The 18,357-nt window shown below is 71.8% G+C and carries 13 protein-coding genes; 3 read left to right on the forward strand and 10 right to left on the reverse strand.

Annotated elements, in window-relative coordinates; translation table 11 throughout:
- Positions 1-19 precede the first annotated feature (19 nt).
- Together ACZ60J_RS01290 and ACZ60J_RS01295 are read right to left on the reverse strand one after the other, a co-directional pair.
- Positions 20-2,605 (reverse strand): non-ribosomal peptide synthetase, encoded by a 2,586-nt coding sequence (locus tag ACZ60J_RS01290; protein ID WP_469677909.1) that lies wholly within the window; start codon positions 2,603-2,605, stop codon positions 20-22.
- A 17-nt stretch (positions 2,606-2,622) separates the two neighbouring features.
- Positions 2,623-5,166 (reverse strand): Pls/PosA family non-ribosomal peptide synthetase, encoded by a 2,544-nt coding sequence (locus ACZ60J_RS01295; RefSeq protein ID WP_469677911.1) that lies wholly within the window; start codon positions 5,164-5,166, stop codon positions 2,623-2,625.
- 423 nt (positions 5,167-5,589) lie between these two features.
- Between ACZ60J_RS01295 and sbnA the strand changes: the two genes are divergently transcribed.
- The 3 genes from sbnA (at position 5,590) to ACZ60J_RS01310 (ending at position 8,815) form a co-directional block, all read left to right on the forward strand.
- Positions 5,590-6,564 (forward strand): 2,3-diaminopropionate biosynthesis protein SbnA, encoded by a 975-nt coding sequence (gene sbnA, locus ACZ60J_RS01300; protein ID WP_469677913.1) that lies wholly within the window; start codon positions 5,590-5,592, stop codon positions 6,562-6,564.
- A gap of 9 nt (positions 6,565-6,573) precedes the next feature.
- Complete coding sequence (locus tag ACZ60J_RS01305) at positions 6,574-7,029, forward strand: RpiB/LacA/LacB family sugar-phosphate isomerase (protein WP_469677915.1); 456 nt, start codon at positions 6,574-6,576, stop codon at positions 7,027-7,029.
- Between the two features lie 181 nt (positions 7,030-7,210).
- Positions 7,211-8,815, forward strand: coding sequence for a phospholipase D-like domain-containing protein (locus tag ACZ60J_RS01310; protein WP_469677917.1), 1,605 nt, complete (start codon positions 7,211-7,213; stop codon positions 8,813-8,815).
- Between the two features lie 45 nt (positions 8,816-8,860).
- Here the strand turns inward: ACZ60J_RS01310 and ACZ60J_RS01315 are convergent, their stop codons facing one another.
- The 8 genes from ACZ60J_RS01315 to purB all read right to left on the reverse strand — a co-directional run bounded on the left by ACZ60J_RS01315 (position 8,861) and on the right by purB (position 18,247).
- A complete protein-coding gene (locus ACZ60J_RS01315) occupies positions 8,861-9,523 on the reverse strand; it encodes a response regulator transcription factor (protein ID WP_469677919.1) in 663 nt (220 codons plus the stop codon).
- Positions 9,520-10,689 (reverse strand): sensor histidine kinase, encoded by a 1,170-nt coding sequence (locus ACZ60J_RS01320; RefSeq protein WP_469679078.1) that lies wholly within the window; start codon positions 10,687-10,689, stop codon positions 9,520-9,522. Before ACZ60J_RS01320 ends, ACZ60J_RS01315 begins: the two co-directional genes overlap by 4 nt.
- 119 nt (positions 10,690-10,808) lie before the next feature.
- On the reverse strand, positions 10,809-12,878 hold the full coding sequence (locus ACZ60J_RS01325) for an MMPL family transporter (protein ID WP_469677921.1): 2,070 nt from the start codon (positions 12,876-12,878) through the stop codon (positions 10,809-10,811).
- A 157-nt stretch (positions 12,879-13,035) separates the two neighbouring features.
- A complete protein-coding gene (locus ACZ60J_RS01330) occupies positions 13,036-14,850 on the reverse strand; it encodes an FUSC family protein (protein WP_469677923.1) in 1,815 nt (604 codons plus the stop codon).
- Positions 14,850-15,932 (reverse strand): tryptophan--tRNA ligase, encoded by a 1,083-nt coding sequence (gene trpS, locus ACZ60J_RS01335; RefSeq protein WP_469677925.1) that lies wholly within the window; start codon positions 15,930-15,932, stop codon positions 14,850-14,852. Before trpS ends, ACZ60J_RS01330 begins: the two co-directional genes overlap by 1 nt.
- 328 nt (positions 15,933-16,260) lie before the next feature.
- The gene (trpM, locus tag ACZ60J_RS01340; RefSeq protein ID WP_469677927.1) at positions 16,261-16,425 is read right to left on the reverse strand and encodes a tryptophan biosynthesis modulator TrpM; all 165 of its coding nucleotides are present in this window, start codon (positions 16,423-16,425) and stop codon (positions 16,261-16,263) included.
- Positions 16,426-16,539: 114 nt separating this feature from the next.
- Positions 16,540-16,953, reverse strand: a complete 414-nt coding sequence (locus tag ACZ60J_RS01345; RefSeq protein ID WP_469677929.1) for a GNAT family N-acetyltransferase — start codon at positions 16,951-16,953, stop codon at positions 16,540-16,542.
- Positions 16,940-18,247, reverse strand: coding sequence for an adenylosuccinate lyase (gene purB / locus ACZ60J_RS01350; RefSeq protein WP_469677931.1), 1,308 nt, complete (start codon positions 18,245-18,247; stop codon positions 16,940-16,942). The genes ACZ60J_RS01345 and purB overlap by 14 nt, the downstream gene beginning before the upstream one ends.
- Between the last annotated feature and the right edge of the window lie 110 nt (positions 18,248-18,357).

Consider the following 18,357-nt stretch of genomic DNA (forward strand, 5'->3'; position numbering starts at 1 on the left):
AGGAGGGGGATGACCCCGGTCAGGGGGAGGCCGGTTGGGGGACGGGGCGCTCGTGGGATGCGGTGTCCAGGAACCCGGCCAGATCGGTGAGTACGGGGTGGCGCATGACGTCCGCCGGGGTCACGGCGCGGTCCAGGGTGATGGCCAGTTTCACGGCAGACAGGGAGGTGCCGCCCCGGTCGAAGAAGTTGTCGCGCCGGTCGATCCGGCCTTGCGGAACGCCGAGCACGCTCGCCCACGCGGCCGCCAGCCGCTGTTCGGTGGGCGTACGGGGCGCCTGGACCTCGTCGTCGGTGGTGTGCAGCCGCGCGGCCAGGGCCGTCAAGGCCTTCCGGTCGATCTTGCTGTTGGGGGTCAGCGGGAGGCTCTCCTGCCAGTGGATGGCCGAGGGGACCATGTACCCGGGCAGTGACGCACCCAGCCGGTCCAGCAGGATGCCGGCTTCGAGCGGGTGCGGGGCGCTGTAGAACGCCACCAGGTGGGTGCTGTGGTCGGGCCGTTCGGTGACCACCACGGCGCTGTCGCGGACCCCGGGGGCCCGGAGCAGGGTGCTTTCGATCTCGCCGGTTTCTATGCGGAAGCCGCGGATCTTGACCTGGTTGTCGCGGCGGCCGAGGAACTCCAGCTTGCCGTCGTTCCTCCAGCGGCCGACGTCGCCGCTGAGGTACAGGCGTTCGCCCGCACGGTGTGGATCGCCGCGGTACGTCGGCGCACTGCGCTCGGGGTCGTTGACGTAGCCGCGGCCGACGCAGACCCCGGAGAAGGCGATCAGGCCTGGCGCGCCGAGGGGCACCGGGTGGAGGTGCTCATCGACGACGTAGAGGTTGACATTGCGGACGGGCCGGCCCAGCGGGACCCGGTCGGAGTCGGGTGCACGGTCCATGACCTCGTGGTTGGTGTCGTCGCTGGTCTCGGTCAGTCCGTAGGCGTTGACGAGCTTGATCCGGGGCTGGGCGGCGAACCAGCGCCGGGCGAGTTCCTTCTTCAGCGCCTCACCCGTGACCGACACGTACCGCAGGTGCGGCAGCGTCCGGGGGTGCTGCTCCAGATGGGACACGACGACGTCGAGGTAGGAGGGGACGACCTGCAGCACGGTGACCCGGCCCCGGGCAACGGTGTCGACGAACCGTGCGGCGTCGAGGATCGTCTCCTGCTCGATCAGCAGGGTCCGTCCGCCGGCCAGCAGGGGGGCGAGCAGTTGCCACAGCGAGATGTCGAAGCACTGGGGTGCGGTCTGGGCGACCACCTGGCCTTCACCGATCTCCAGGTCGTCGATCTTGGCGTAGAGGTGGTTGAGCATGCCCTGCTGTTCGCACATCGCCCCCTTGGGCTCACCCGTCGAGCCGGAGGTGAAGTAGATGTAGGCCAGCTGGTCGGGTGAGACCTCGATGCCGAGGTCGGTCGATGCGTGCTCCTGGCCGTAGGCGGTGTCGACGAACAGCACCCGCACTGCGGGCTGGGAGGCCACGGCCGACCGGAGGGTGGTGGCGGCCGCTTCTGTGATCACGAGCCCGCATCCGGCCCGGGCCAGCATGGCTTGGATGCGTTCGGCCGGCAGGTGCGGCTCTACGGGCAGGTAGGCGCCGCCGGCTTTGAAGACGGCCAGGACGGCGGCCAGCCACTCCAGGTTCCGCTCCGTCGCCACCGCAACCACCCCTTCCCGGTGGAGGCCTTGGGCCCGCAGGGCCCGGGCCAGCCGGTTGGCGCGGGCGTTGAGCTCCTGGTAGGTCCACGTCCGATGGCCGTGCTGGGCCGCGACGGCGTTCGGGTGCTGGCGTACACGCTGTTCGAACAGCTCGTGCACGCGGTGCTCGGGCAGGTCCCGTCGCGGCCCGGCAAGTCCATGGATCTGGAAACGGAGCTCTTCGTCCGAGATCAGGCTCTGGCCCGTGTGCTCGGCATCCGGGTCGGCGGCGATCGAGGCGAGCGCAGTGAGGTGGTACCCGGCGATCCGGGCGGCGCAGGCCGCGTCGAGAACGTCGGTGCGGTAGCGCAGCCGCACCGTCAGGCGTCCGTCGTCGTGCTGGGTGATGCCCGTCCACAGCGCCGTTCCGGCGGGCAGGGTGCTGCTGTCCGGGGCCGGGGTGGCGTCAGCCTCTGCGGCAGGCAGGTCTCCGGCGATGCCGGTGGGGTCGAGTACGGTCTCGAAGGGCGCTTCGGTCAGGCCCAGTTCGCGCCTGAGGTCATCGACGGGGAAGTCCTGGTGGGCCAGGAGGTCCGCCATGGCGTGGTGGGTGTGCCGCACCAGGCCCCGCCAGGAGCCGGAGCCGGGGCCGGAGCCGGGGCCGTGTCCCGGTGCGGTCGTCAGCCTGCACGGCAGGGGGCGGCCCCCGGAAGCAGCGACGTAACCCGTGCTGATCTCCTGTTCGCCGCTCAGCGCGGCCAGCACCTTGGCGTGGGCGGTCAGCAGTACGCAGTTCAGCGACACCCCCAGGTCGTCTGCCAGGCGGCGCAATGCCGCCCCCTGGCCTGCGGGGACCTGCGTCTCGTACCCGGCCACGCCCGCGACCGGATCCCGGGTCCAGCGCGGAAGGGGCGCGAAACCGCTGCCGGCGGCCAGGACGCCGTGCCAGAACTCTCTACTGGGGGATGCGTTGAGCTCCATGAGGGATCTCTCCTGTCTCATACCGATGTGGGTGGGGTGTGGTCCGGCAGCTGTCGGGCCGGGTTTCCCGCCCACCGGGCCCCTTGGGAGACCTGCTCGCCCTTCATGAGGAAGGAGTCGCAGGCGAGCTGGACACGGTCTGCCAGCGTCACGCCGTAGTGGACGAACGCGCCGACACCGAGGGTGCAGCCGTCGCCGATCGTGGTGCGGTCGGACTTGAAGGCGCCGTCCTCCTGCGAGTGGCACTGGATCACCGTGCCCGCGTTCAGCGTGCAGTCGTCCCCGATGGTGACGAGGGTCCGTTCCGGGAAGAAGCAGCCGTCGTCGAAGACCCGCTTGCCGATCCGCGCACCCAGCAGGCGCCAGACGACGTTCTTGAACGGAGTCCCGTTGAGGAACTGCGCGTGGTCGACCGACGCCATCTTCCAGAAGCGCTCGTGCCGCCAGAACGAGGGTTCGTAGATCGAGCAGTACAGCGGCTGCTGCATCGTGAACCCGGTGGCGGCCCGTTCGACCAGCGCGAAGTAGACGACGCTGACCAGCAGCGTGACGACACCGGCCAGCGCGAACGCCGACGCTCCCAGCGACGGGTGGAGGGTTGCGGCGCCCAGGCCGATCAGGGTCATTCCGAAGACGTGGATCCACCGCGCCGCCAGGTACAGCCCCGCCGTGACGGCGTTGTGCCGGTTCTTGGCGGCCAGGCGCCGGCGCAGCTCGCTGCCGCTCTCCAGGTCCTGGAACCGGGTGTCCCGCATCACCGTGCGCGGAATGGAGAAGGCGGGCGAGCCCAGCAGTCCCACGTTCTCGCGCACCTCCCCGTCGACCGGGACCATCACCTTCGTGGCCAGCAGGCAGTTGTCACCGGTCCTGGCCTGCGCGGGGTAGGCGATCTGGTTGCCGAGGAAGCTGTGGGCTCCGATCGAGACCCGGGACAGCCTGAAGGACGTGTTGGAGAACTCCGCGTTGATGACCGACAGGCCGTCGGCCACCATCGTCCTGCTGCCGACCGAGGTCAGGAACGGGTTGTCGTGCTTGACCTCGCTGCCGAAGTTCGAACCGGTCTGTACGACATGGAACAGGTCGTAGCCGAGATAGCGCAGGTAGTGGACGATCGCCGAGCTGTCCCCGAACAGCGTCGTGAAGTACTTCATGTTCGTCAGACGGGTGACGGCCCGCTGCAGCCCGTAGTGGAGGCCGTAGAGCGGATAGACCGTGTCCGGCTTGAGCGCCAGGTTGAGCAGGCGCGGCACCACGCCCTGGATGACCAGCGCGGCCAGAGCTGCTCCGAAGAACAGCACGAAGGATGCGGCCAGCACACCCAGGTAGAACGTCCCGCTGGTGAACGTCCGGGCCCCGGTCTCGGGCGTTGCGGCCAGCCGCGACAGGGGTGCCAGGAGGACCGTGACGCAGCCGGCGGCCAGCGGCAGGTACACCAGCACCAGGGCGAGCAGCTGGCCCACGGTGTAGCGGAGCTTCCTGGCCGTGGAGCCTTCGACGGCACCGACCGTACGGAAGTCCGTGCCCGTGGGCTCGGCCGGCGACCCGTGCCAGCGCTCGCCCGCGGGGACGGTCTGGCCGGCGTGCAGGCTCGATGCGTGCCCGAGCTGGGCCTGGTCGCCCATCGAGGTGTCGATGTCGAGGACGGTCTGTTCGCTGACGTGGACGTTGCTGCCGAGGGTGACGGGACCGGTCTGGATGAGGCCGTCGTGTGCCCGATAGCAGGAGAAGAGCACGTCCTTGCGGACCACCGTTCCGTCACCGATCGTGAGCAGATCGGTGCAGACGGGCACGTGCGTGGAGAAGATCGCGACATCGCGCCCGATCTTCGCGCCCAGCGCCCTGAGGTACGCCGCGTACAACGGCGACCCGATGAACAAGCGGACGGGACTGGTGCGGATCAAGGTCTTGACCAGCCACCAGCGTACGTAGCCGAGGCTCCAGACGGGGAACTCGCGGCTCGTGAAACGACCGATGAGGGTCCACTTCGCCGCGATCGGCACCACGCACAGGCCGGCGAAGCCCGCACTGCCCGCCAGTACGGATCGCAGGTAGACATCGAGCACACCCGAGCCGGAGCCGACCCACTCGAAGCCGCGGACCGCGGCCAGGGCGGCGAGGTAGGAATAGCCGAGGAACGCCAGGAACTGCAGCATTCCGCACAGCACGTACCGGCCCGTCCCCGCCCGCGCCGCCGCCCTGCGCGCCGGCGCGGCCTCCGAAGGAGACGGCTGGGCAGGCACGGGCGCCGGCGCTGCGGGCTCCGTCGGGGCGGAGGCCGCGGGCTCGGCGTGGGCGAGTGCGGAGGCCAGGTCGTCGGCCGTGGGATGCCGGTAGACGTCCTTCATCGATACGGTCGGCAGGTCGGCCCGCTTCCTCACCCGGGCGCAGAACCCCGCCATCACCAGCGAATCGGCACCCAGGTCATCGAAGAAGTTGCTGTCGCCCGGCACGTGCTCGACACCCACGACATCGGCGAGCACCTCCGCGAGGAGCCGCGCGGTCTCGGCCGCCGGGCTGCCTGATGTACAGGTCGTCCTGGTCTCGGTGGATTCTTCGAGCATGTGCACTCCTCGACGAGGTTCCGTCAGCAAAGGGGCATGCGCTCCTTCCGTCCGCGAAAGGCCTCGGGCCCTCGGGAACAGCCTCGCGATGCCGCCTCTCCAGTAGGACGCGAGAGGGGGAGGTCCGTCATGCCGCTGAATGTCGTGGCTTGACGCCGCACGCCTGCGGCGGTAGGCGCCGCGCGTGACGGCCTTCGGGCCCTGCCTCGACCCGCGTGCCGGGCGCATTCAGCCCGCGCGTTACCCCTGGTCCCAGCCGATGTCAAGCCACGACTTCCGGTGGCATGACAGGGCCCCGGTCAGCCCGCGTACTGGAGGAGCGGCGTCCCGAAGACGTGGCACCGGGCGACACCTTCCCCGAGCCGCCCCCCACCCGGGCCGGCGGCACCCGACGGCGCCGTGAGCGCATGCGAGGAGGTAACCATGCCGGTCATATCCACTCCCCAGGAATTCAACCAGGACGACCTCTACGTCGACCTCGAGAAGATCACCGGGCACCGGCTGTTCCTCAAATGCGAGGGGTTCAACTTCGCGGGATCCGTCAAGCTCAAGGCCGCCACCGCGATGGTCGAGGCCGCCGAACGCGACGGCCTGCTCACTCCCGGATCCATTCTGGTCGAATCCTCCTCCGGCAACCTCGGCGTGGCGCTGGGCATGATCGCCGCCAGCAAGGGCTACCGGTTCGTGTGCGTGACCGACTCCCGCTGCAACCTGGCGACCCGGCTGCTCCTGGAAGCCCTCGGCAGCCAGGTCCAGATCGTCACGGAGCCCTCCCCCACCGGCGGACTGCTCGGCGCCCGCATCGACCGCGTCCGTGCCCTGTGCGCCTCCGACGACCGCTACGTGTGGCTCAACCAGTACACCAACCCCAACAACCACAGCTCTCACTACCGGACCACCGCACCGGCCATCGCCCGCGCCTTCCCCGACCTCGATGTGCTCTTCATCGGTGCCGGGACCACCGGGACCCTCATGGGGTGCGCCCGCTACTTCCGGACCTGGCACCGCCCGGTGCGCATCGTCGCGATCGATCCGGAGGGCTCCGCCACGTTCGGGCACACCCACGGCCGCCGGATGATCCCCGGCCTCGGCACCAGCATCCGCCCTCCGCTCCTCGACACCTCCTACGTCGACGAGGTGGTGCACGTCAACGAAGCCGAGACGATTCGCGCCTGCCACCAACTGGCCCGCCACGGATTCGTCTTCGGCGGCTCGACCGGCACCGTCGTCAAGGGCGCCACCCAATGGCTCGCCCGGCAGGAGCGGCAGGTGACCGCGGTCGCCATCGCGCCCGACCTCGGCGAGCGCTACCTCGACACCGTCTACCAGACCGGCTGGGTGCAAGACCTCTACGGCGAGGACGTACTGCACCCCCAGACCGTCACCTCGGCCGGTTAGTCTCCACGCATGCGGATTTCCGTCTCCTCGGACATGGACGAACCCGTGGCGCGCGCCCTTCTCGCGCAACTGCGCGACCGCGGGCACGACGTGGTGGCGTACGGGGCGCTGAGCCCCGGCGACGATCCCCAGTGGGCGGTCTGCTCCGAGGCGGCGGCCCGCGAGGTCGCCGCCGGGAGGGCCGACCAGGCCGTCGTCTGCTGCTGGACCGGTACGGGCGCCTCGATCGCCGCGAACAAGGTTCCCGGCGTACGCGCGGCCCTGTGCACGGACGCCTACACGGCGGACGGTGCGCGCCGCTGGAACGACGCCAATGTGCTGGCGCTCAGCCTGCGCCTGACCTCGGAACCGCTCCTCGGGGAGATCCTGGACGCCTGGTTCTCGGCCGAAGCGAGCACGGACACCGAGGACCGGGACAACGTCGCGCGCGTCGCACTGCTCGACCGGACCAGAACCACACCCTGACTCCGGCGGGGCACCGACGGCCTACCGCGACAGCCGGCTGCGGGTGGCCGGAACTCGCCCAAGGGTGGGCAAGGGGTGCATACCAACTGGTAACTTGCGCGAGTTGATCATGCTCGCAGCCCTGGCCGGCCTCACTCCCGGCCCGAGCCGAGCCGTCCCGCACCTCGGTCAAGGAACCACATTGGCACGCACCGCCCGGACGACGTCCCTCGTCCTCACATCCGCCCTCGCCGTCGCCCTTCCCCTCTCCGCCGCCACCCCCGCGTCCGCCGCCGACGCGCCCACGCCGCACCTGGACGCGGTCGAGCAGACCTTGCGCCAGGTCTCGCCGGGTCTGGAGGGCTCGGTCTGGGAGCGTACGTCCGGCAACCGGCTCGGCTCGTCCGTGCCCGGGGCTGCCGACTGGCTGCTCCAGACCCCCGGCTGCTGGGGCGACGCCACGTGCGCCGACCGGCCCGGATCGCGCCGCCTCCTGGAGAAGATGCGCCAGGACATCGCCGGCGCCCGGCAGACGGTCGACATATCGACACTGGCGCCCTTCCCCAACGGGGGTTACCAGGAGGCGATCGTCGCCGGCCTCAAGGAGTCGGTGCAGAAGGGCAACCGGCTGAAGGTGCGCATCCTGGTCGGCGCCGCACCCCTCTACCACTCCACGGTGATCCCGTCGTCCTACCGGGACGAGCTGCTCGCGCGGCTGGGCCCTGCCGCCGCGGCCGGCATCACCCTCAACGTGGCCTCGATGACCACCTCGAAGACGGCCTTCTCCTGGAACCACTCCAAGCTCGTGGTGGTGGACGGCAGTTCGGTCATCACGGGCGGCATCAACAGCTGGAAGGACGACTACCTGGACACCACGCACCCGGTGAACGACGTCGACCTCGCGCTGGAGGGACCCGCGGCGGGCTCGGCCGGCCGCTATCTCGACTCCCTGTGGGACTGGACCTGTCGCAACAAGGCGAGTTGGAGCACGGTCTGGTTCGCCGCGTCACCCGGAGCGGACTGCATGCCCGCCCTGCCCCGGCCCGCCTCGCCGCAGGGCGGGGGCGACGTGCCCGCGCTCGCCGTCGGCGGACTCGGCGTGGGCATCCGCCAGAGCGACCCCGCGTCCTCGTTCCGCCCGGTCCTGCCGACCGCGGGCGACACCAAGTGCGGGATCGGCCTGCACGACTACACCAACGCCGACCGGGACTACGACACCGTCAACCCGGAGGAGAGCGCCCTGCGCGCCCTGGTCTCCAGCGCGAACTCGCACATAGAGATCTCCCAGCAGGACGTGCACGCCTCCTGCCCGCCGCTCCCCCGCTACGACGTACGCCTCTACGACGCCCTCGCCGCGAAGCTCGTCTCCGGCGTCAAGGTCCGCATCGTCGTGAGCGATCCGGCGAACCGCGGCACGATCGGCAGCGGCGGCTACTCGCAGATCAAGTCGCTCTCCGAGGTGAGCGACGCCCTGCGCGGCCGGGTGACGGCGCTGACCGGAGACGGCGCCCGGGCACGGACAGCCCTGTGTGAGAACCTCCAGTTGGCCACGTTCCGGGCTTCGGACCGGCCGACCTGGGCCGACGGGAAGCCGTACGCCCAGCACCACAAGCTCGTCTCGGTCGACGGCGCGGCCTTCTACATCGGCTCCAAGAACCTGTACCCCTCCTGGCTGCAGGACTTCGGCTACGTCGTCGAGAGCCCGGCCGCGGCCGCACAGCTGAAGAGCGAGCTGCTGGACCCGCAGTGGCGCTACTCCCGGGCCACCGCGACGTACGACCACACCCGCGGCCTCTGCCAGGGCTGAGGTCCCGTCCCCCGGCGGGTCCGCGCCGCCGCCCAGCGCGCCCCTTCACGCCCCCGGACTGACCAACCCCGACTCGTAGGCCACGATGACCAGTTGCGCCCTGTCCCGTGCCTCCAGCTTGCCCATGATGCGGCTGACGTGGGTCTTGGCGGTCAGGGGGCTGAGGCCGAGGGCCTCACCGATCTCGGTGTTGTTGAGGCCGCACGCGACGAGGGTGAGCACCTCGCGCTCGCGGTCGGTGAGGCATTCGGGGCCGGTCCCGGGCGGCGGCGCCGCGGGGCTGCGCAGGAAGCGGGCGATGAGCCGGGAGGTCGGGCCGGGCGAGAGGAGGGCCTCCCCGCCGGCCACCGTGCGGATCGCCTCCAGGAGTTCGGCCGGGCGCGTGTCCTTGACCAGGAATCCGGAGGCCCCGGCGCGCAGGGCCTCGACGATGTTCTCGTCCGTGTCGTAGGTGGTGAGCACGAGCACCTTCACCCCGGCCAGATCCTCGTCCGCGGCGATCAGCCGGGTGGCCTCGATGCCGTCGAGGTCGGGCATGCGGACGTCCATCACCACCAGGTCCGCGCGTTCCGTCCGGGCCAGCTCGACGGCCTCCCGGCCGGTGCAGGCCTGTCCGACGACCGTCATGTCCTGGGACGACTCGAGGAGCATCGCGAACGCGGCCCGTACGAGTGCCTGGTCGTCGGCGAGCAGAACGCGGATGGTCACGGGTTGCCTCCCAGCGGCAGTACGGCACTGACCTCGAAACCCTTGCCTGGAAGCGGCCCCGCGTCCAGTGTTCCCCCCACACTGCGTGCCCGTTCGCGCATGCCGACGAGCCCGAACCCGGGCGTGCCGCCGCCCGCGCCGGTCCCGTCGTCGGTGACGGTGACCCACAGGGAGCCCTCCCCGGCGCGCACGCCGACCCGGATGCCGACGTCCTGCCTGCCTCCGTGGCGCACGGCGTTGGTGAGGGCCTCCTGCACGATCCGGTAGGCGGCCGCGCCGACGGCGGCGGGCGGCGCCTCCTCGGTGCTGACCGTCAGGTCCACCTCTGCCCCGGAGACCCGGGCGGCCTCCACGAGGCCTCCCAGTCCGTGCAGGTCGGGCAAGGGGTCGCGGGCGTCGGGGGCGTCGTGCTCGCGCAGCACCTCCAGGGTGGTGCGCAGTTCGCTGCGGGCGGTACGGCAGGTCTCGGCGATGTCGTCGAGGGACTTCGCGACGGCCTTGCGGTCCAGGCGTCCCGGGTCGGCGTTCAGGACGTGCGCGGCGACGGAGGTCTGTACGCCGATCAGGGTGATGCTGTGCGCGAGCAGGTCGTGCAGGTCCCGGGCTATGCGCAGCCGTTCCTCGGCGACCCGGCGGCGGACCTCCTGCTCACGTGTGCGTTCGGCGCGTTCGGCGCGTTCGACGGCGGCGGCGACGTACTGCCGGTGGAAGTGCAGGGCGATGCCGATGAAGACCACAGCGAACACCCAGCCGGAGATCCGCAGGGCCTCGGCGGCCTGCTTCCTGTTGATGACCATCATGACGCTCAGCGCACCGGTCATGGCCGTGCTGGTGGAGAGCAGGGTGTAGAGGGGCCGGCAGGTGGCGGCGAGGGTGTAGAGCACGACGGCCGAGACCGGGAAGGGGGCCGCGTGGTTGTTGTCGAGGGCGTGGTACGGCAGGAGCAGTGCCGCCATCGCGGCCAGTGCCATCAGCGGGTGGCGCCGTCGCCACATGACCGGCAGCTGCGCGGCGATCAGGAGGAGCCAACCCAGCGCGTCGGGTCGCCGGGCCGCTTGGGTGGTGAGGGCGAGGACCACGGCCAGGGCGGTGACGCCGAGGGTGAGCAGCACGTCCTTGCGGGTGGCGTGCTGGGCGGTGCGCGGATCGCGGTTGATCACCGTCATGATCCGGTCGCCTGCATGGGGTTTGCGTTCTGCTTCGGGCACGGGCTCATCTTCCGTCACATGGGCGCCCCTCCCGCAAGGAAGGGGCGCCCATGGGGATCGCACGGGGTCGGGAAGGGTCAGACGCGCTCGGGCTCCCGGAGCCGGACCTCGGGCGCCGGCGCCTTCGACAGGGGGCCCGGCCACCACACCGTGCGGCCGAGGGCGACGCTGGCGCTGGTGACGAGGTACGTGCGGACGAGGAAGGTGTCGAGGAGCACGCCGACCGCGATGACGAAGCCGAGCTGGACCAGTGAGACGAGGCCCATGTTCATCAGCACCCCGAAGGTGGCCGCGAGGACGAGGCCCGCGGAGGCGATGACACCGCCGGTGGTGCGCAGGGCGGTGAGCGCGGCCGCGGCCGGTTCGGCACCGTTCAGGGATTCCTCCCGCATACGGTGCATCAGGAAGATGCCGTAGTCGACGCCGAGGGCCACCAGGAACACGAAGGACAGCAGGCCGAGGGCGGGGTCGGTGCCCTGGAAGCCGAACAGCGGCTCGAAGACGAGCCCGCCGATGCCGAGGGAGGCGCCCCAGACCGCCACCACGGCGGCGACCAGCATCAGCGGGCCGACCAGGGAGCGCAGCAGGACGATCAGGATGAGCAGGACCGAGAGGAGGACGATCGGGACGACGACCTTCTGGTCACGGGCATTGGTGTTCTCCAGATCGATCTGCTGGGCGCTGGGACCGCCCACGAGGGAGCCGTCCAGCCCGTCGCGCAGGCTCTGGATGGTGCGGGTCTCGGCGTCCGACTGCGGCGGTGCGGAGGCGGTCACGTTCACCTCGGTCCAGCCGTCTCCCGTCCGGCCGATACTGGCGGAGGCGACGCCCTCGGTGGCGGTGGCCGTCGCGAGCGTGGCTTCGGCGCGGTCGGCCGGAGTCATGATGGTGATGGGCTGGCTGGAGCTGTCGTGGTAGGCGTCGCCCAGGGTCAGCATGGCCGAGACGGACTCCGGCCTGGTGACGAAGGCGTCCTCCTGCTTGAGGTCGCCGGGCAGGTTCAGGGCGCCGAGGGCGAGCGCTCCCAGCGCGAGGGCGCCGGTGACGAGGACGGTCAGCGGGCGGCGTCCGGCGGAGCTGCCCATCGCCGAGAACAGCGAGCGGCGCTCCTTGGGGGTGCTGCCGAAGGCCGGGACGAGCGGCCAGAACACGCGGCGGCCGACCAGGACCAGGATCGCGGGCAGCAGGGTGAGCATGGCGATCAGTGCGCACAGCACGCCGAGGGTACCGAGGGGGCCCATGGCGCGGTTGGAGTTGAGGTCGGCGGCGAGCAGGCACAGGAGGCCGACGGCGACGGTGCCGGAGGAGGCGATCACGGCGGGCCCGCAGCCGCGCAGGGCGGCCGCCATGGCCTCGTACGGGCGCTCGATGCGGCGGAGTTCCTCGCGGTAGCGGGAGACGATGAGCAGGGCGTAGTCCGTGCCGGCGCCGAAGACGAGGATGGTCATGATGCTGGTGCTCGCGCCCGAGATGGAGGTGCCGAAGGCCTGGTGGAGGCCGTAGGCGACGCCCATGGACAGGTAGTCGGCGAGGCCGGCGACGATCAGCGGGATCAGCCACAGCACGGGGCTGCGGTAGATGATGATCAGCAGGATGGCGACGACGGCGACCGTGGTGTAGAGCAGGGGGCCGCCGAGGGAGTCGTACACCTTCTTGGCGTCGCGGGTCATCGCGCCGGGGCCGCCGACCTGCACGGTGAGGCCGTCGGCGGAGCGGGCGGTCTCCCTGACGTCGTCGACGAACTTGTTGCGCAGTTCGTCGTCGGCACCGGGTTCGTTGCTGGTGACCGGGTACATGAGCGTCGTGCCGTCCTGGGAGGGCACGCCCTTGGGGGTGTCGGTCAGCTTGTGCTCGGAGGCGATCTGCCCGATCTGCCGCTCGGCGGTCGCGCGGTCGGCGGCGGTGAGTGCCCCGTCGCGCTGGTAGACGAGGACGAGCTGGGTGCTCTCGCCGCCGGGCAGCTTCTCCTGGAGCTTGGCCACCTGGGTGGAATCGGCGTTCGCGGGCAGGTAGTCGGTGACGCCGTCGCGCTGGACGTCGGCGAGTTTCCCGGCGAACGGCGCGGCGACCGCGAGCACGGCGACCCACAGCGCGAGCACCAGCCAGGGCCATGCTCGTCGCCGACTCTGTGTAAGTCCGGCCCCCATGTTCGGGCCTCCCTCCGGTCCGGATGTCTTGGTGGTTCCAAGACTCCCGGCGGGCACAGGGCGGATCGTCGCGCTGGAGGCCGAGTTCGCGGGTACTTCCGGGGGTGGCCCGGGCGGGCGAATTACTCCCGCGGGAGTAGTGCGGCCGGCCTGCCGTTCAGTGCTTCGACCGTCTCACCCCGGCGCGGCGCAGGTCCTCAGCACGTCGGCGCAGGTGGGTGGCGAGGTGGTCTGCCGTGTCCCGGGGTGGTCCGCACGGAGTGCCGCGGTGGCCCGCGACGGCTGTGGTGGTGAGGCCGGCCATGACCTGTTCGGCGTGGGCGAGGTGGTCCCGCCATGTCTCCAGCGCGTCGTGGTGGCGCGGATCGGTGTGCAGGCGCGTGAGTTCGGACTGTACGGCGGCCAGGTCTCCGTGGATGCGGCGGCGCAGGGTGTGCAGGGCCCCGGCGTCGCCGGAGGCGGTGCGGGTGTGGTCGGCGTACTCGGCCATGGCCTCGTAGGCGCGGGCCAGCCGGTCGGGGACCCGGGCGCGGGTGTCCTCCGGCCAGAGCAGGTAGCCGCAGACGAGGGCGACGGCGCAGCCGGCCAGGGTGTCGAGCAGGCGGGCCGCGGGTACGGCCGGGCCCGCCAGGCCCAGAGGATCGGCGAGCAGCAGCATGACCGGGGTCAGGAAGAGGGTCTGCAGGGCGTAGTTGCGGCGGGCGTACGCCTGGAGGAGGCCGGTCAGGACCACCACGGCGCCGATGCGCCACCAGCCGGGGGGCAGGACCGTGGTGGCGGCGAGTCCGATCAGGACCCCGGCCGTGGTGCCGAGGGCACGGGTCAGCAGCCGGGCGGGCACGGTGCCCAGGGCGGGCCGGACGACGAGGGCGACGGTCAGCACCAGCCAGCCGGAGCGCGGCAGGCCGCTGAACGAGGCGACGGTCTGGGCGACCGTCAGGCACAGGGTCAGGCGGAGGGCGTAGCGGCGGGCCGCCGGGTCGCGGAACCTGCCGGCCACGGCTCCGGCGAGCCGGCGCACGGGGGCGGGGTGCGTCGGCAGCAGGCGGGGCCTGCCGTCCGCGTGCTCCTCTGCGGGCGTGGCGAGTGCGGCGACGGCGGCGCGCAGGGCGCGTCCGGCCCGGTCCGGCGGGGTGGGTGGCAGGGTGATCGGCCCGGGGGTCCGCGTCTCGACGGCGTCGGCGACGCGGCGTACCGCGTCGGCGTACGCGGCGGCCGACTCGCGGGCCGGTGCGGTGCGGACGGCGGGAGCGGCGGCGATCACTTCGATCAGCCGGTCGAGGTGGGCGGCCAGCTGGGCGGAGGTGCTGCCCCGACGGGGTGGGGAGAGCCGGCGGACGACGACGGTGTCGTAGGCGGCGTCCATGGCTCCGGTCGCCCGGTGGCGGCGCTCGGTCCAGGTGGACTCGTCGGCGTCGAGGAGGTCGGCGACGGCACGCAGGGCCCCTGCGACGGCCTGTCGTTCGGCGCGTCCGGGGTGGCGCAGGGCATCGGTCAGGGAGAGCAGCATCAGGGGGATGCCGCCGATCAGGAACAGCAGCGGTACCTGCCACCAGGGCGGGCCGGTGGGCAGTCCGAGGCCCATGGCGGTGGCGAGCAGCAGGACCAGGGCGGCCATGTCGCTGATCCGGCCGATCGTCGACAGCAGCCCCGAGACCAGGGCGACGACCGCGACCAGCAGGATCTGCGCCCACGCCTGGCCGCCGGTGATCCGGCCCAGGGCGAGTCCGATCGCGCCGCCCAGTTGCGGCAGGAGGAGGGTGAGGGCGCGGGTGCGCCAGGGTGCGGCGGTGTCGTCGACGGCCGCACCGTAGGCGCCGAGGCCGGCCGCGGCGCCCAGGTCGGGCCGCCCGGCCAGCTGGCCGACGGCGAGCGGGACGAGCATGCCCAGGGCACCGCGCGTGACGAGGGCGCGGTCGACGGGGACGGCGCGGATCTCGGCGGCGTGCCGCAACCACGCGGTGCCGGGCATCAGTACGCCATGCCCATGGCGGCCCGGACCTCGGCGAGGGTGGTCTCGGCCACCGCGTTCGCGCGCTCGTTGCCGCGCCGCAGGACGTCCCGTACGTGCCCCCGGTCGCCCGCGAGCTCCGTACGGCGTGCCCTCAGGGGGGCGAAGTGTTCGTTGACGGCCTCGGTGACGACCTTCTTCAGTTGGGCCGCGCCGCCGTCGCCGATCTCCTCGGCGACCGTCTGCGGGTCGCGGCCCTGGCACAGCGCGGCGAGCAGCACGAGGCTGGAGACCTCGGGGCGGGCGGCCGGGTCGTAGGTGATGCGGCGGACCGCGTCGGTCTTGGCGCCCTTGAGGAGCCGGGCGGTCTCGTCGGCGGTGGCCGACAGGGAGATGGCGTTGCCGCGGGACTTGCTCATCTTGGTGCCGTCGGTGCCGAGCAGCAGCGGGGCGGCGGAGAGCAGGGCGTCGGGCTCGGGGAAGACCGGCCCGTTCGTCCCGTAGCGCTCGTTGAAGCGGCGGGCGATGGTGCGGGTGACCTCCAGGTGCGGGAGCTGGTCCTGCCCCACGGGCACCACCCCGGCCTTGCAGAAGAGGATGTCGGCGGCCTGGTGTACCGGATAGGTGAACATCAGCCCGCTGACCGAGGCCTGCCGGGAGTGGGCGATCTCGTCCTTGACGGTGGGGTTGCGGCGCAGTTCCGCGATCGAGACGAGGGAGAGGAAGGGCAGCAGGAGCTGGTTGAGGGCGGGCAGCGCGCTGTGCGCGAAGATGGTGGACCGTTCGGGGTCGATGCCGGCCGCGAGGTAGTCGAGGACGAGTTCCTCGACGTGCTCGGCCAGGTGTTCGGCGACGTCCCGGTCGGTGAGGACTTGGTAGTCGGCCACGATCACGAAGGTGTCCACGCCCAGGTCCTGGAGCCGTACCCGGCCCTGCAGGGTCCCGAAGTAGTGCCCCAGGTGCAGCCGTCCGGTCGGACGGTCGCCGGTCAGCACCCGGAACCGGCCCGGATCGGCGGCGATCAGGCCTTTCAGTTCGGCGCTGCGCCGCCGGGCCACCGAGAGGTCGGGGGCCGGGGGCGTCACCGGGTCGGGCGTGCTCATGAACTTCTCCTGCTTCTTCGTCGTGGCGGGCGGTCGGGCCCCGGACGTCTGCGTCGGGGCGGGTCGGACGGCTCAGGCGTACGCCCGGAACGTCATGATCTCTGGTGACATCGCATGAACGGCGCTGAACTGCGCGGGGTTGCCGATCCGCAGTACACGGACGCGTCGGCGGCCGGTGTGGTGACGGGGCTTCGTCCGCCGGTCGGCCCGGACGGGCTGCGTACGGATCCCCACGGCTCGGAGTCGGCAGCGGGCGAGCCGGGCGCGGGAGCGTGTCCGCGTGGGGTTCGGCGAGGGGTGGCGGGGGGGGACGGGAGGGGAGACTCCCTCAGGCGTCCCGCGCGGTGCGCTCAGCGCACAGCCATCGCATGCCGTTGACCTGGCCCCGCTCGGAGCCGATCGCGTACCGCACCCGGCGGCCGTGCACACGCCGCGCGGGCGCCCGGCAGCCGCGAGGGCGGCAACCGGGCGCGAGGCGGGCGTGAAGGGGCATATCCGCAGCCTAAGCCCGCCGCACGACGCACGGCGGCGGACCAATGACCCGAATCCTCAGCCACAGGACCCGGGCGGCCGACTTCGAGTTCCGATGTCGGCGTCTGCCGACAGGTCAGCCTGTGGCGGCGGCGGTCATGGTCCAGGCCGAGTCGTGGCGCTCGAACCCGATGTGCGGGTAGTAGTCGACGGCCGCGGGGGCCGCGAGCAGGATCACCTTGGCCCGCGGTGCGGCCTCGCGGGTGGCACGGATGAGGTCGCGGCCGACGCCCTTGCCCTGCCAGGCGACGTCGACGGCGAGGTCGCTGAGGTAGGTGGAGTACGCGCCGTCCGTGAGGGAGCGTGCGATGCCGATCAGGCGGCCCTCGCCGTCCCGGGCGGTGACGACCAGGTTGGCGCCGGCCAGCATGCTCGTGAAACGGCCGGTGTCCTCGACCGGGCGGCGCTCGGCAAGGGTGGAGGCCCGGTAGAGGGCGGCGACCTCGGCGACGTCGAGGCCGGCTCCGATGACCAGTTCACATGTCCACATGGCGGTGGTGCTCCTTCTTGAGGGTGTCGAGTCGGGACTTCAGGTGGTCGCGGTTGCCGAGGAAGCGGCGGGGGTCGAACCACGCGTCGGGGGCCTCCACACCACGGGCCGAGAGCGCCTCGGCCAGGGAGGACCCGGACGTGTGCGCGTCGGCGGCGGCGGCCTGGACGAGGCGGTAGGCGCTCTCGCGGTCGGTGCCTTCGGCGGTGAGGCCGAGGAAGACCTCGGAGGAGTGGACGAGGCCGCGGGTGGCCTGCAGGTTGCGGGCCATCCGTTCGCCGTCGATCGTGAGGCCGGCAAGGAGCTCGGAGGCGGAGACCAGCTGGTAGTGGGCGACGGTGAGGCTGTCGGGGAGGACGACGCGCTCGACCGAGGAGTGCGCGAGGTCGCGCTCGTGCCACAGCGCGATGTTCTCGTACGCGGCTCCGGCGTTCGCGCGCAGGATGCGGGCGAGGCCGCACAGCCGTTCGCTGGTGGTCGGGTTCCGCTTGTGCGGCATCGCACTGGAGCCCTGGTAGGCGCCGCTTCGGGGTTCCTCGACCTCCCCGACCTCGGTGCGCTGCAGGAGCCGCATTTCCAGGGCGAACTGCTCCACCACGGCGCCGGTGATCGCGAGCGCGCCGAGCAGCTCGGCGTGCCGGTCACGGGCGACGACCTGGGTGGGGAGGGGCTCGATGCCCAGGCCGAGCTCGCCGCAGACGTACGTCTCGACCTGCGGGGAGATGTGCGCGTACGTCCCGACGGCTCCGGAGAGGGTTCCCACGGCGACGGCCCGGCGGGCGGCGGTGAGCCGGGCCGTGCAGCGGTGCAGCGCGTGGGCGTGGACGGCGAGCTTGTGGCCGAAGGTGGTCGGCTCGGCGTGGACGCCGTGGGTGCGGGCCACGCAGACCGTGTCCCAGTGCTCGAGGGCACGGTCGATCAGCAGTCCGGTCAGCGTGTGGGCCGCGTCCAGCACGAGGTCGACGGCTCGGGCCAGCAGCACGCCCTGGGCGGTGTCGACCAGGTCGTAGCTGGTCATCCCGTGGTGGACCCAGCGCGCCGATTCGGCCGGCATGGTCTCGGTCCAGGCGGCGAGGAAGGCGAGGATCTCGTGGTCCCGCTCGGCCTCCAGCTCCCGGATCCTCGTGACGGCCGGCGCCGGAGCCCGCCGGATGTCGGCCAGGGCCTCCTCGGGCACCAGCCCGAGGGATGCCTGCGCGGTGCTCGCCAGCACCTCGACGCGCACCCAGGTCGCGTACTTCGTCTCCTCGCTCCACAGCGCCGCCATCTCGGGGCGCGTGTACCGCTCGATCACGACACACCTCTCCTTCGGACGTCCGCGGGCCCGTTCCGTCCGGACCGGGGCGAAGCGCCGAAGGCAGCATACGGTAATGGCCACAGGGTCAATTGACCTATTACAAACGA

The organism is Streptomyces sp. NPDC104226, from assembly GCF_055584085.1.